Raw genomic sequence first — 13,791 nt, 5'->3', positions numbered from 1 at the left:
TTCCCACCTCACGTTTGACACAACGTCCGAACATTGTGCCCCCACCAGACAGATCGCGCGTTGGCTCCGGGAGGGGCTCCGGAGATGCTCGATGGACCGCAAGAGTCCGACGACCCACGCCGGGAGACGAACATGACCGCACTGTCGCCGCACCTTCGCCAGGCCACGCCCGTGACGGCGGTGCGGGGCGAGGGCGTCCACCTCTTCGACGAGGACGGCCGCCGCTACCTCGACTTCACCGCCGGTATCGGTGTCACCAGCACCGGGCACTGCCACCCCAAGGTCGTGGCGGCGGCGCAGGAGCAGGTGGGCACGCTGGTCCACGGCCAGTACACGACGGTCATGCACCAGCCGCTGCAGCGACTGGTCGAGAAGCTCGGCGAGGTGCTGCCGGCCGGTCTGGACAGTCTGTTCTTCGCCAACTCCGGCAGTGAGGCCGTCGAGTCCGCGCTGCGGCTGGCCCGCCAGGCGACCGGCCGCCCGAACGTCATCGTCTGTCACGGCGGCTTCCACGGCCGTACGGTCGCCGCCGCCTCCATGACCACCTCGGGCACCCGCTTCCGCTCCGGCTTCTCCCCGCTGATGAGCGGTGTGGTCGTCACCCCGTTCCCGACGGCCTACCGCTACGGCTGGGACGAGGAGGCGGCCACCCGCTTCGCCCTCCAGGAGCTGGACTACACGCTCCAGACGATCTCCTCGCCCGCCGACACTGCCGCGATCATCGTCGAGCCGGTGCTCGGGGAGGGCGGCTACGTCCCCGCGACCCGTGCCTTCGTCCAGGGACTGCGGGAGCGGGCGGACCGCCACGGTTTCCTGCTGATCCTCGACGAGGTGCAGACCGGCGTGGGCCGGACCGGCCGGTTCTGGGGCCACGACCACTTCGGCGTCACGCCCGACATCCTCGTCACCGCGAAGGGCCTGGCCAGCGGCTTCCCGCTGTCCGGCATCGCGGCCTCGGAGGAACTGATGACCAAGGCGTGGCCCGGCTCGCAGGGCGGAACCTACGGTGCCAACGCGGTCGCCTGCGCCGCGGCCTGCGCCACCCTCGACGTCGTACGCGACGAGAAGCTCGTCGAGAACGCCGACGCGATGGGCGCACGGCTGCGCACCGGTCTGGAGGCGGTGGCCGACCGGACCCCGGGCATCGGCGACGTGCGGGGCCTCGGGCTGATGCTGGCCACCGAGTTCGTCACCGAGGACGGCAGCCCCGACCCCGAGACCGCCGCCCGCGTGCAGCGCGCCGCCGTCGACGAGGGACTGCTCCTGCTGCTGTGCGGGGCCTGGAACCAGGTCGTACGGATGATCCCGGCGCTGGTCATCGACGAGACGGCGGTGGACGAGGGCCTCCAGGCGTGGGCGACCGCGGTGGAGGCGGGAACCTCAGGAGCGTCGGCACGATGAGCGACGCCCTCGCGCGGCTGACCGCCCGGCTGGCCGAGTCCGCTCCGGGCCTGCGGGTGGAGACGGGTCCGGGCACCGGCCCCTACGCCTACGACGCCTCCAACTACCGGATCCCGCCGCGGGCCGTGGCGTTCCCCCGCTCCACCGCCGACGTGATCGCGGTGCTGCGGAGCTGCCGTGAGGCGGGCGTTCCGGTCACCGCGCGGGGCGGCGGCACCAGCATGGCCGGCAACGCGGTCGGGCCCGGTGTCGTCCTGGACTTCTCCCGGCACATGAACCGGATCCTGGACATCGATCCGGCGGCCGGGCTCGCCCGGGTCCAGGCCGGAGTGGTCCTTGACGCGCTGTGCGGTGCGACCGCGCTGCACGGACTCACCTTCGGCCCCGACCCGTCCTCGCACAGCCGCTGCACCATCGGCGGGATGATCGGCAACGACGCCTGCGGCAACCGGTCGGTGCGGCACGGGCGGACCAGCTCTCACATCGAAGCCCTGGAGATCGTGACGGCCGACGGTGTGCGGGCCGTCGCCGACCGCACGGGGCTGCACCCGGTGGACCCGGCCGACGCGGAGCACGTCGCCCGCCTCGAAGCGGACGTACGACGCCTGATCGACGCCGACCTCGCGCCGATCCGCACCGAGCTGGGCCAGATCCCGCGCCAGGTGTCCGGCTACCAGCTGCACCACCTGCTGCCCGAGCGCGGCTTCGACATGGCCCGCGCCCTGGTGGGCACCGAGGGCTCCTGTGCGGTCGTCACCGCGGCGACGGTCCGCCTGGTGGCGACCGCACAGGCTTCGGCACTGCTGACCCTCGGCTACGACGACGTGGTCGCCGCCGCCGAGGACATCCCGGAGATCCTGCGCTGGAACCCCACCGCCGTGGAGGGCATGGACGAGGCGATCGTCGCCACCATGCGCGCCCGCCGCGGCCCCGACTCGGTCACCGGACTGCCCGAGGGACGCGCCTGGCTCTACGTCGAACTCGACGGCGACGACCAGGCGACGGTGGACACCCGAGCGGCCGAGCTGCTCGACGTGCTCAAGGCCCAGGAGCGGATGACCGGCGGCCGGGTCGTGGCGAGCGCGGCCGAGCGGCGCTCGCTGTGGCGGGTCCGCGAGGACGGGGCCGGGCTGGCCGCCCGTCTCGTCGACGGCGGGGAGTCCTGGCCCGGCTGGGAGGACTCGGCGGTCGCGCCCGAGAACCTGGCCGGCTACCTGCGGGACTTCCGCAAGCTGCTCGCGTCCCACGACTTCACCGGCGTGATGTACGGGCACTTCGGGGCCGGCTGTGTCCACGTACGCATCGACTTCGACTTCGCTTCGGACGAGGGCCGTGACGCGGCCCGTCGCTTCCTCCAGGAGGCGGCAGCCCTGGTCGTCGCGCACGGCGGAACCCTGTCCGGCGAGCACGGTGACGGACGGGCGCGCGGTGAGCTGCTTGAGGTCATGTACAGCCACCGGATGATCCGGGCGTTCGCCGCCTTCAAGAAGGTCTTCGACCCCGAAGGGCTGCTCAACCCGGGCGTCATCGTCGCCCCCGCCCCGCTCGACGCCGACCTCGCACTGCACCAGATCCAGCCCCTCGCGACGGAGTTCGCCTTCCCGCACGACGAGGACGGCTTCGCGGGCGCGGCCCGCCGCTGTGTCGGCGTCGGCCGATGTCGCAGTGACGCGGGCGGGGTGATGTGTCCCAGCTACCGGGCGACGGGGGAGGAGAACGACTCCACCCGGGGCCGGGCCCGCATGCTCCAGGAGATGGTGCGCGGCGAGACCGTGAAGGACGGCTGGCGCTCGACCGAGGTCAAGGACGCCCTCGATCTGTGCCTGTCCTGCAAGGCGTGCTCCAGCGACTGCCCCGTCGGCGTCGACATGGCCACGTACAAGGCCGAGTTCCTGCACCACCACTACAAGGGCAGGCTCCGCCCCCGCTCCCACTACTCCCTGGGCTGGCTGCCGCTGACCTCCGCCCTCGCGGGTTTCGCGGCCCGCCCGGTCAACGCGCTGCTGCGCGGGCCGGTCGGCAAGCTGCTCGCCCGACTGGGAGGCGTGACCACGCAGCGCAGAATCCCGGCCTTCGCCTCCCGCCGCACGCTGCGCAAGGTCCTGCGCGCGGCGAAGCCGGAAGAACCGGCGAAGGCCCTGCTCTTCGTCGACAGCTTCACCCGTGCCTTCCGCCCGCACGTGGCGGGTGCCGCCAGTCGCGTCCTCGCCGACGCGGGTATCTGCAGCACGGCCGAGGACGGCCTGTGCTGCGGTCTGACCTGGGTGAGCACCGGCCAGCTGTCGGTGGCCCGCCGCATCATGGCCCGTACGGTCGCCCACCTGGACAACGGCGACGAGCGGCCCATCATCGTGGCCGAGCCCAGCTGCGCCGCCGCGTTGAAGCGGGACGTGCCCGAACTCCTCGACACCGATGCCGCCCGGCGCGTCGCGGACCGCGTCCACACCTTCGCCGGCGCCCTCACCGACCTCGCGGAACCGGGCTGGACCCCGCCGCCGCTGCCCGAGAACGTCGTCCTGCAGACCCACTGCCACGAGTACGCCACCTTCAAGGGCCGCCGCCCCGCCGACCTGCTGCGTCGGCTCGGTGTCCGCAAGGTCGACGAGGCCGAGGGCTGCTGCGGACTCGCCGGGAACTTCGGCTTCGAGGAACAGCACTACGACACCTCGATGGCCGTCGCCGGCCTGGCCCTCACACCCCGCCTCGACGGCATCGACGAGACGGCACCGGACGACACGCGGACCGCCGTCGTGGCCGACGGCTTCAGCTGCGCCACCCAGATCGACCACCTCGCCGGAGACCGGGACGTCCGCGCCCTGCACCTCGCGGAACTCCTCGACCCCGCCGCCGACCGACCAGGAGAGACACCATGACCGACACCCCCACGCAGTTGTTCATCGGCGGCGCCTGGGTGGACGCCGCGGACGGCGCCACCCTCCCCGTCGACGACCCCGCGACCGGCGAGATCATCGCCCACGTCGCCGACGCCGGCCCCAAGGACGCCCGGCTCGCGGAGGAGGCGGCTGTCCGGGCGCAGGAGGGATGGGCGCGTACGGCACCGCGGGCCCGCAGCGAGATCCTGCGCCGCGCCTACGAGATCATCATCGAGCGCACCGACGAGCTCGCCCACCTGATGACGTCCGAGATGGGCAAGCCGCTCGCCGAGGCCCGGGGAGAGGTGGCGTACGCGGCGGAGTTCTTCCGCTGGTTCTCCGAGGAGGCCGTGCGCATCGACGGCGGCGGTGGTGTTCTGCCCGACGGCCGCAACCGCATGCTGCTCTCCCGCCGCCCGGTCGGCCCCTGTCTGCTGATCACCCCGTGGAACTTCCCGCTCGCCATGGGCACCCGCAAGATCGGCCCCGCCATCGCGGCGGGCTGCACGATGATCCTCAAGCCGGCCCCCCAGACCCCGCTCTCCAGCCTGGCCCTCGCCGCGATCCTCAAGGAGGCCGGGCTGCCGGACGGCGTACTGAACGTCGTCACCACTTCCCGTGCGGGGGAGGTGTGCGAACCGCTCCTGCGCGGCGGGCGGATTCGCAAGCTTTCCTTCACCGGCTCCACGGCCGTCGGACGACTGCTGCTGGCCCAGAGCGCGGAAGCGGTCGTACGGACCTCGATGGAGCTGGGCGGCAACGCGCCGTTCATCGTCTTCGAGGACGCCGACCTCGACAAGGCTGTCGACGGCGCGATGCTCGCCAAGATGCGCAACATGGGCGAGGCGTGCACCGCCGCCAACCGCTTCTTCATCCACCGGTCGGTGGCGGAGGAGTTCGGGCGGCGCCTGTCGGAACGCATGGGCGCGCTCGTGGTGGGTCCCGGCACCCGGGCCGGGGTCGACGTCGGCCCGCTGATCGACAGGACCGGCCGTGCCAAGGTCGAGGAGCTGGTCGCCGACGCGGTGGAGCGCGGCGCCCGGGTGCTCGTCGGCGGCCGTACGCCCGAAGGGCCGGGCTGCTTCTACCCGCCTACCGTGCTCGCCGACGTCGACGCCGAGAGCCGCCTGATGGACACGGAGATCTTCGGCCCGGTCGCGGCGATCCTCACCTTCGACGACGAGGACGAGGTCCTGCGCCGGGCCAACGACACCCCCTGGGGACTGGTCGGCTACGTCTTCACCGAGGGCCTCGACCGAGCGCTGCGGGTGAGTGAGCGCCTGGAGGTCGGCATGGTCGGCCTCAACACGGGCCTCGTCTCCAACCCGGCCGCGCCCTTCGGCGGCGTCAAGCAGTCCGGGCTCGGCCGCGAGGGCGGCCGGGTCGGGATCGACGAGTTCCTGGAGTACCAGTACCTCGCGGTGCCTGTGCGATGACGGCGGTAGTCCTGCCCTGACATACGCCCCATCGCGCTCCGCGCGGGCCGCCCCGTGCCCGGTCGCTCCTTTGCTGACCGGGCACGGGGCAGACGGCCTTGCCTCCTCGGCACCGGCAGGTGCGGTGTCCTTGGCCGACGCCACCCGGTGTGGGGCCGTCTCCGCTGCCGGGTGCAGCGCCCAGGCGCAAGCTCGTGCGTACCGTCAGCTCTTGCGTACCGTCCGGTGCTGAAGGTTCGGGGATCAGCAGTCCTTCGGCTCCGCCCCACGCGAACGGAGCGCGGCGCCGGGGCGACGCCCGCCCCCCGCGCCGACGAGGGCCCGCAGGGGGAGCCACTGTCAGCCCAGACGGCGAGCGGTGATCTCCGCCGCGGTGTCGGCGACCAGCCGGCCCAGCTCGGGCAGCCGGTCATGAGCGAAGCGGGAGTCGGGCAGGGAGACGGCCACCGCCGCGAGCGGCGTGCCGTCGCCGTCCAGGACGGGCGCGGCGATGGCACAGACACCGGGCAGGTACTGGTTGCGGTTCACGGCGTAGCCGTCGCTACGGACGCGGCGCAGTTCGGCGCGCAGTTCCGCGGGGTCGGTGGGGGTGGAGTCGCTGTAGCTCTCCAGTCCACGGGTGACGATCTCGTCGATGTCCGCCTTCGGCACATGCGCGAGGACGGCGTGTCCGGTGGCGGTGGCGTGCAGGGGTGAGGTGTCGCCGATGGCGTGGTAGGTCCGCACGGCGTGGTCGCAGTCCACGCGGTCGACGACGACCATGCACTGCAAGGCGTCCGGTACGCAGAGGTGGATGGTCTCGTTCACCGTGTCGCGGAGGCGGACCATGGGTTCGCGGGCGGCGGCGTAGAGGCTGGATCCCTGGAGGGCGGCGGGGCGTACGGCGAGGACGCGGGCGCCGATCTCCCAGCGGGTGGTGTCCTTGCGGTTGGCGCGCAGCCAGCCGGCTTCGGCCAGGGAGACCAGGGTGCGCTGCACGGTCGACTTGGGCAGTCCGAAAATCTTGGTCAGTTCGCCCACGGTCACCGGTTGGTGCTGGGCGACCGCTTCCAGGATGCGCAACGACCTGGTCACGCTCTTCATTTCCATCCGGTTTCCCCCCGTTGGTCCTCGAAATATCCGGACGACACCCTCTTGACTCCCTCCCGGACGACTGCCATTGTCATGCCGTATTCTAGCACGTCATTCCACAATGTGGCACAGTCGCGCGGCGTGAACGTTTGCGTCGCTCACCGAGGAGTTCCTCGGTGAGCATGTACCTCGCGGTGTCCAATGACATGGAGGTGCCCCCATGGGCAGTACTGATCCCGCCGGCGACGACTTCTGGGAACGCGTTCGTGCGGCCTATCCGGAGCAGCGCCCGTTGCTGAACCTGAACAACGCGGCCGTGAGCCCGCCGCCGTTGGTCGTGGAGCAGGCGGCGATCGATGCCTACCGGTTGGTCAGCCACAACCCCGACGTCACCATGTGGCAGAAGCTCGATCCCGCGCTCCCCGACGCCAAGGCGCTACTGGCGCAACTGATCGACTGCGAGCCCGACGAGATCGCGCTCAACCGCAACTCCACTGAAGGACTGTGCACGGCGATCTTCGGTATTCCGCTGTCGGCGGGCGACCAGGTCGTGGTGTCGGCGTGGGACTACCCGAGCGTGCTCGCGGCCTGGCGGCAGCGGCAGGAACGCGAGGGGATCGAGGTGGTGACGGCCGAATTCGATCTGATGGACAGCGACGACGATGTCGTGGCGGCGTACACCGCGGCCCTCACCCCGCGCACGCGGGTGCTGCAACTGACGCACATGTACCACTGGACGGGGCGGGTCGTGCCGGCCGAGCGGCTGTGCCGTCTGGCGAGGGAGAACGGCACCCTCACCGTCGTCGACGGCGCTCAGATCTTCGCCCAGCTGCCGGTCAGCTTCCGCGAGCTCGGCTGTGACTACTACGTCACCAGCCTCCACAAGTGGATGGGCGCGCCGGTGGGCAACGGCATGCTCGTGGTCAGGCGGGACCGGATCGACGACACCTGGCCCCTGCTGGCCCCTTTCGACCCGCCGCCGTTGCGCATTGACAAGTTCGACCACTGGAATCTCGGCACGTACAACTCGGCCCTTCAGGCGGGGATTGCGCCGGCCGCACGGCTCCACCAGGAGATCGGCGTCCAGAGGATTCACACGCGGCTGCGGGAGCTGACCCGTCACTGGGTGGATCTCGCCCGGGACATTCCCGGATTCCGGCTGCACACCCCACTGGACACCGAGAACCTGGGCGCTGTCACCCTCTTCTCGATCGACCACCTGGACAACAGGGCCGTGGAGCGGGAGCTGAGAGAGACCCACCAGGTCCATACGAAGTACCGCGAGGTACGGCAGCTGCGGGGGCTCCGCGTGTCACCGGGCATCTACATGCGGAAGGACGAGCTCGACCGCTTCGTCGCGGCGCTCTCCGAGGTGGTCCAGAAGGAGTACGCGGCGCGCGGGCTCCGCTGACCTTCGCGCCGGCTGCCGGCCGGCGTCTGACGGGCCGCCCCGGTCGCGGCGCGGCTGCCTGGCCCCGTGCTCACTGGGCCAGGCAGCGCGTTCCGGCCTCAGGCACCCAGGCGGCGCGCCGCGATCTCCGCCGCCGTGTCGGCGACGAGGCGGCCCCACCTGGGCAGCCGGTCCGGGTCGTACCGGGAGTCGGGCATCGAAACGGCGACCGCCGCGAGCGGCGTGCCGTCCTCGTCCAGGATGGCCGCGGCCACCGCGCACACGTCCGGCCGGTACTGGTTGAGATTCACTGAGTAACCGTCCGCCCGCACGCGGTCCAGTTCGGCCCGCAGTCCGGCGGAATCGGTCGGAGTGGAGTCGCTGAAGCGCTCCAGGCCATGGTCGATGAGTTCGTCGACGTCCGCCCTCGGCAGATGCGCCAGGATCGCTCGCCCTGTGGCGGTGGCGTGCAGGGGCGAGGTGTCGCCGATGCCGTAGAACGTCCGTACCGCCTGGTCGCAGTCCACGCGGTCGACGACGACCATGCACTGCAAGGCGTCCGGTACGGAGAGGTGGATGGTCTCGTTCACCGTGTCGCGGAGGCGGACCATGGGTTCGCGGGCGGCGGCGTAGAGGCTGGATCCCTGGAGGGCGGCGGGGCGTACGGCGAGGACGCGGGCGCCGATCTCCCAGCGGGTGGTGTCCTTGCGGTTGGCGCGCAGCCAGCCGGCTTCGGCCAGGGAGACCAGGGTGCGCTGCACGGTCGACTTGGGCAGTCCGAAAATCTTGGTCAGTTCGCCCACGGTCACCGGTTGGTGCTGGGCGACCGCTTCCAGGATGCGCAGCGACCTGGTCACGCTCTTCATTTCCATCCGGTTTCCCCCTGTTAATCCTGAAGATTTCTGGCCGACACCCTCTTGACTCCCCTCTAAGTGGCTGTCATTCTCGTGCCAGATTCTAGCACACCGTTCCACAATGTGGCATGCGCCAGCGAGAAGCAGCTGGAGCCCCTTCCCCGGACAGTGCAGGCGCGGCCCTCGGCCCATCGCCGCAGTCCCTCCGGAATCCGAGAGTCCGCAAACCGGGCGTTCAGCATCCCCGCCCCGGGAGACGAAAGGAACCCCTCGTGTCTGCCAAGAAGCGCGTCGCCGTCGTAGGCGTCGGAACGATGGGCAGTCAGGCCGCCTGGCGGCTGGCCGCCCGCGGAGCCGAGGTCGTCGGGTACGACCGCTTCGCCCCGGGCCACGACCGCAGCGCGGCCGGCGGCGAGACCCGGATCTTCCGCAGCGCGCACTTCGAGGACTCCCGGTACGTCCCGCTGCTCAAGCACGCCGACGCCCTGTGGGGGCAGCTCCAGCAGGACACCGGCCGGGAACTGCGCCGGCTGACCGGCTGCCTGCTGATGGGGCCGACCGGGCACCAGCAGATGGCCACGGTCCTCGAGTCCATCGCCGAGCACGGCCTGGACCACGAGGTCCTCGACGCCGAGGCGCTCGCCAAGCGCTTCCCGCAGTTTCGGATCGAGGACGGCGACGCGGCCGTACTCGACCGCCGCGCGGGCTTCATCCGGCCCGAGCTGACGATCCAGACCGCCGCCCGCCGCGCCGAAGAGCTCGGCGCCCGCATCCACCGCTACACCACGGTCCGCGAGATCGTGCCCGTCGCGAACGGTGTCGAGATCCGCACCGACGCGGGCAGCGAGCACTTCGACACCGCCGTCGTCACCCCCGGCCCGTGGGTGAACGACCTGCTGCCGGACCTGCCGTGGGAGGTGGACATCCGCCGGCTGATCAGCGCCTGGTACGTGCCCGCCACGGACGCCTGGTTCGGGGAGGAGCGCCCGGCCTTCATCCGCACGGCCCCGACCCACTGCTACGGCCTGCCCTCCCCGGACGGTGTCTCCGTCAAGCTCGGCCTGTCCCGTGCCCTGCACCGCCCCGCCGGCGACCCCAACCAGCTGGACCGGACCGTGCAGCCGGAGGAGCTGGAGATCTTCACGGAGCTCATCGGCCGGTACATGCCGGACCTGAACCCCGACCCGACCCGGCTCTCCGTCTACATGGAGGGCTACACCGAGAGCAGCCGTCCACTGGTCGGACCGCTGCCGGGCGGTCAGGGGAATGAGCATATTGTCCTGCTTGCCGGGTTCTCCGGCCACGGTTTCAAGCTCTCGCCCGCCTTCGGCGACATCGCGGCCGACCTGGCGCTCGACGGCGCCTCGCCGCAGCCCATCGACTTCATCTCGACCCTAGACCGGACGGAAGCGTAACGACGATGACCACGAACACCCCCCTCTTCGTCGGCACGCTCAGCGCCGAGCCCGGCAGCAAGACCCGCGGCACCCTGCCCGTCGACCTCGGCACCCTCACCGTCGACATCCCGCTCACCCTCGTCAACGGCACCCAGCCCGGTCCCCGCGTCCTCATCACGGCCGGTGTGCACGGCGGCGAGTTCAGCGGCATCGACGCGGCCACCCGGCTCGCCGCCCTTCTGGAGCCCGGCGAGGTGCACGGCCAGGTCGTCATCTGCCCCGTCGCCAACCCCCCGGCCGTCTACCAGGGACGCCTCGGCATCTCCCCCGTCGACGGCGTGAACATCAACCGCGTGTTCCCGGGCGACCCGGAGGGCGGCCCCACCGAGCGTCTCGCGGCGTGGCTGTTCGCCAACCTGGTGGACGGCGCCGACGCCTACGTCGACCTGCACTCCGGCGGCATCGACGAGGTCCTGAAGAACTTCGTCGGCTACCGCCTCACCGGCGAGGCCGAACTGGACGCGAGGACCGCGGACATGGCCGGCGCCCTCGGCATCGAGGACGTCATCTTCGGATTCAACGCCGACGGCGGCAACAGTCACGCGGCCGCCGCCCGCCAGGGCGTCCCGGCGATCCTCGTGGAGACCGGCCAGCTCGGCGAACGCGACGCGGACACCGCCCGTCGTCTCGTCGACGGTCTCTACGGGGTACTGGGCCGGCTCGGCGTCCTGGAGACCAAGCCCCAGGACGACACGGCCGTCCGCGCCTGGGTCTGGGCCGCCGGTGTCACCTCCGAGGCGACCGGCCTGTGGTACCCGGAGTTCGGCGCCGGCGACGACGTGACGGACGGCCAGCTCCTCGGCCGCGTCATCGACCCGGTCGACGGCACCGAGCACAAGGTCCACGCCCCGGCCGCCGGGCGGATCTTCTACGGCATGCGCGGCCTGACCGTCACCCCCGGTGCCGAACTGGCCGCCATCGCCGCCCCCGCGCCGCGGGACCCCGGCCACTGACCCCCACCCCCCAAAGCCCCCCGCACGGCAAGAACGAGAAACCGCACCAGCCCGCACCCCCCGCGCACATCCCCTCCTTTCTCCCCTCGTACCGCACCCTCAGGAGTCCCCGGTGAAAGATGTTCGGATAGACCGCAGAGTGTTCCTTCGCGGAGTCGGCGGCGTCGCCGCAGGCATCGCCGCGACCTCGCTCACCGCCTGCGGCACCGGCAGCAGCCGCTCCGTCGGCAGCGGCGGCAAGAGCTCCAAGACGCTCGTCGTCCGCGACAGCGGCGGCACCTACGGCGAGGCCAACCAGAAGGCCATCTACGAGCCGTTCACCAAGGAGACCGGCATCCAGGTCAAGGTGGTCAACATCGCCTACGCCCAGATGCTGGCCCAGATCAAGCAGGGCCGCCCGCAGTTCGACGTGATCGACGACTCGATGGCCGACTACATCCTCTTCAAGAGGGAGGGCGCCAGCGAGGAGCTGGACTTCGACCGGCTGAAGAACTTCAAGAACTCCGGCATCGCCAAGTCCCTCGTGACCTCCAACGCGGTCGGCAAGAACTACTGGGCCAGCGTGATGGCGTACCGAACGGACGCATTTGGGGGGAAGAAACCTTCCTCCTGGGCCGACTTCTGGAACACCGGATCGTTCAAGGGCAACCGCGCCCTCCAGGCGCTGGACGCCGACTACCCAGAGCTGGAGTTCGCCCTCCTCGCCGACGGCGTGCCGCTGGACAAGCTGTACCCGCTCGACGTGGACCGGGCCTTCAGGGTCCTCGACGAGATCAAGGGCTCCGTCCGGAAGTTCTGGGACACCGGCGCCCTGCCCGGCGTGTTGCTGGGCCGCAAGGAGGTCGTCGCCTCCAGCGTGTGGCACGGCCGCCTCGACGCGCTGATCAAGGGCGGCGCCCCGCTCGCCTACCAGTGGAACGGTGCCCGCCGGCAGAGCAACGCGTGGGGCATCCCCAAGGGCACCGACAACCTCGACGCCGCCTACCAGCTCATCGACTTCGCACTGCGGCCCGAGGTGCAGGCCGCCTACGCCGAGATCTACCCGATGGCCCCGTCGGTGCCCGCCGCCTACAAGAAGCTCTCCACCGCGACCGCCGCGAACCTGGCCAGCTCCCCCGAGCACCTGGAGACCGGCTTCGACCTGGACGTCGAGTGGTGGATCAAGAACCAGGACGCCGTGTCCAAGCGCTGGCAGGAGTGGACGCATGCCTGACATCGACCTGATGCCCTCGCGGACCGCGCCGGCGCCGGCGACCGGTACCGGAAAGCCCTTGTCAGTGAAGGCACTGCGCAAGACCTACGGCGGCGTCACCGCCGTCGACGAGGTCTCCATGGAGATCGCCGCCGGCGAGTTCGTCACCTTCCTGGGGTCCTCCGGCTCCGGCAAGACCACCACCCTGATGATGATCGCCGGGTTCTGCGAGCCCGACTCCGGCAGCATCGTCGTCGGCGGCCGTGACGTGACCCGCCTGGCCCCGCAGAAGCGTGGCCTGGGCTTCGTCTTCCAGCAGTACCTGCTCTTCCCGCACATGACGGTGTGGGAGAACGTCGCCTTCCCGCTGCAACTGCGCGGCGTACCGAAGGCGGAGCTGCGCCGCCGGGTCGGCGAGACCCTGGAGATGGCCGGACTGTCGGCCATGGCCCGCAGGCGACCGCGCGAGCTCTCCGGCGGCCAGCAGCAGCGCGTCGCCCTGTGCCGGGCGCTGGTCTACCGCCCGCCGGTGATCCTCATGGACGAGCCGCTCGGCGCCCTCGACAAGAAGCTGCGCGACCAGCTCCAGACCGAGATCAAGCGCATCCAGCAGGAACTCGGCCTGACCGTCATCTATGTGACGCACGACCAGGAGGAGGCCCTCGTGCTCTCCGACCGGATCGCGGTCATGCGGGACGGGCTGATCGACCAGTTCGACACCCCGCAGGAGCTCTTCGAGCGCCCCCGCACCCCGTTCGTCGCCGACTTCCTCGGCGCCGCCAACTTCCTCCCGGGCCGCCTGGAGGACCAGTCGGCGGAGCACACCCTCGTGCGGCTGGACACCGGCGGTCTGATCACGGCCCGCTCGCAGGCCGTGCCGGACGGCGCACGGGTGCGGGCAGCGGTCCAGCCGGGCCGGCTCGCGCTGTGTCCACCGGGCGACGGGTTCTGTACCGGGACCGTCGAGACGGTCACCTACGTCGGCACCCTCGTCCGCGTCACCGTCCGCCCCGTCGGCGGTGCGGCCACCGAACTCGTACGCCTGGAGCTGCCCGCCGGACGCGCCCCCGCACTCGGCGAGAGCGTCGGCCTGACCGCGGACCCCGCCAACGTCAGTGTCTTCCCCGACGTGCTCCCCGACCCGGAAAACGGGGGGTGACAACC

General features: G+C 71.1%; 10 protein-coding genes. 8 read left to right on the top strand and 2 right to left on the bottom strand.

The genetic code is table 11. From position 1 onward, the window contains the following. The first annotated feature begins 132 nt into the window (after positions 1 to 132). From AC5P09_RS10550 to AC5P09_RS10540, 3 genes are read left to right on the top strand one after another with little or no spacing between them, the layout of a single operon-like run. A complete protein-coding gene (locus AC5P09_RS10550) occupies positions 133 to 1,401 on the top strand; it encodes an aspartate aminotransferase family protein (protein ID WP_493873596.1) in 1,269 nt (422 codons plus the stop codon). Beyond that, positions 1,398 to 4,274 (top strand): FAD-binding and (Fe-S)-binding domain-containing protein, encoded by a 2,877-nt coding sequence (locus AC5P09_RS10545; RefSeq protein WP_493873595.1) that lies wholly within the window; start codon positions 1,398 to 1,400, stop codon positions 4,272 to 4,274. Before AC5P09_RS10550 ends, AC5P09_RS10545 begins: the two co-directional genes overlap by 4 nt. After that, on the top strand, positions 4,271 to 5,710 hold the full coding sequence (locus AC5P09_RS10540; RefSeq protein WP_493873594.1) for an NAD-dependent succinate-semialdehyde dehydrogenase: 1,440 nt from the start codon (positions 4,271 to 4,273) through the stop codon (positions 5,708 to 5,710). The genes AC5P09_RS10545 and AC5P09_RS10540 overlap by 4 nt, the downstream gene beginning before the upstream one ends. A 339-nt stretch (positions 5,711 to 6,049) precedes the next feature. Here the strand turns inward: AC5P09_RS10540 and AC5P09_RS10535 are convergent, their stop codons facing one another. Further along, on the bottom strand, positions 6,050 to 6,793 hold the full coding sequence (locus AC5P09_RS10535) for an IclR family transcriptional regulator (protein WP_493873593.1): 744 nt from the start codon (positions 6,791 to 6,793) through the stop codon (positions 6,050 to 6,052). Positions 6,794 to 7,001: 208 nt separating this feature from the next. Here AC5P09_RS10535 and AC5P09_RS10530 point away from each other — a divergent pair, with 208 nt between their 5' ends. Continuing rightward, positions 7,002 to 8,192 (top strand): aminotransferase class V-fold PLP-dependent enzyme, encoded by a 1,191-nt coding sequence (locus AC5P09_RS10530; RefSeq protein WP_493873592.1) that lies wholly within the window; start codon positions 7,002 to 7,004, stop codon positions 8,190 to 8,192. 98 nt (positions 8,193 to 8,290) lie between these two features. On the opposite strand, the gene AC5P09_RS10525 is transcribed toward AC5P09_RS10530, so the two are convergent. After that, the gene (locus tag AC5P09_RS10525; RefSeq protein WP_493873591.1) at positions 8,291 to 9,037 is read right to left on the bottom strand and encodes an IclR family transcriptional regulator; all 747 of its coding nucleotides are present in this window, start codon (positions 9,035 to 9,037) and stop codon (positions 8,291 to 8,293) included. Positions 9,038 to 9,297: 260 nt separating this feature from the next. Here AC5P09_RS10525 and solA point away from each other — a divergent pair, with 260 nt between their 5' ends. The 4 genes from solA to AC5P09_RS10505 all read left to right on the top strand — a co-directional run bounded on the left by solA (position 9,298) and on the right by AC5P09_RS10505 (position 13,786). Next, positions 9,298 to 10,440 carry an N-methyl-L-tryptophan oxidase gene (gene solA / locus AC5P09_RS10520; protein WP_493873590.1) on the top strand — a complete coding sequence of 381 codons (1,143 nt, stop codon included), beginning with the start codon at positions 9,298 to 9,300 and terminating at the stop codon, positions 10,438 to 10,440. 5 nt (positions 10,441 to 10,445) lie between these two features. Then, the gene (locus tag AC5P09_RS10515; protein ID WP_493873589.1) at positions 10,446 to 11,435 is read left to right on the top strand and encodes a succinylglutamate desuccinylase/aspartoacylase family protein; all 990 of its coding nucleotides are present in this window, start codon (positions 10,446 to 10,448) and stop codon (positions 11,433 to 11,435) included. Between the two features lie 112 nt (positions 11,436 to 11,547). Then, positions 11,548 to 12,648, top strand: coding sequence for an ABC transporter substrate-binding protein (locus AC5P09_RS10510; protein WP_493873588.1), 1,101 nt, complete (start codon positions 11,548 to 11,550; stop codon positions 12,646 to 12,648). Beyond that, complete coding sequence (locus AC5P09_RS10505; protein WP_493873587.1) at positions 12,641 to 13,786, top strand: ABC transporter ATP-binding protein; 1,146 nt, start codon at positions 12,641 to 12,643, stop codon at positions 13,784 to 13,786. Before AC5P09_RS10510 ends, AC5P09_RS10505 begins: the two co-directional genes overlap by 8 nt. The last annotated feature ends 5 nt before the right edge of the window (positions 13,787 to 13,791 follow it).

The organism is Streptomyces sp. a15, assembly GCF_059026085.1.
The sequence above is the reverse complement of the archived record's forward strand: the minus strand, read 5'-3'. Positions and strand labels throughout refer to the sequence as shown.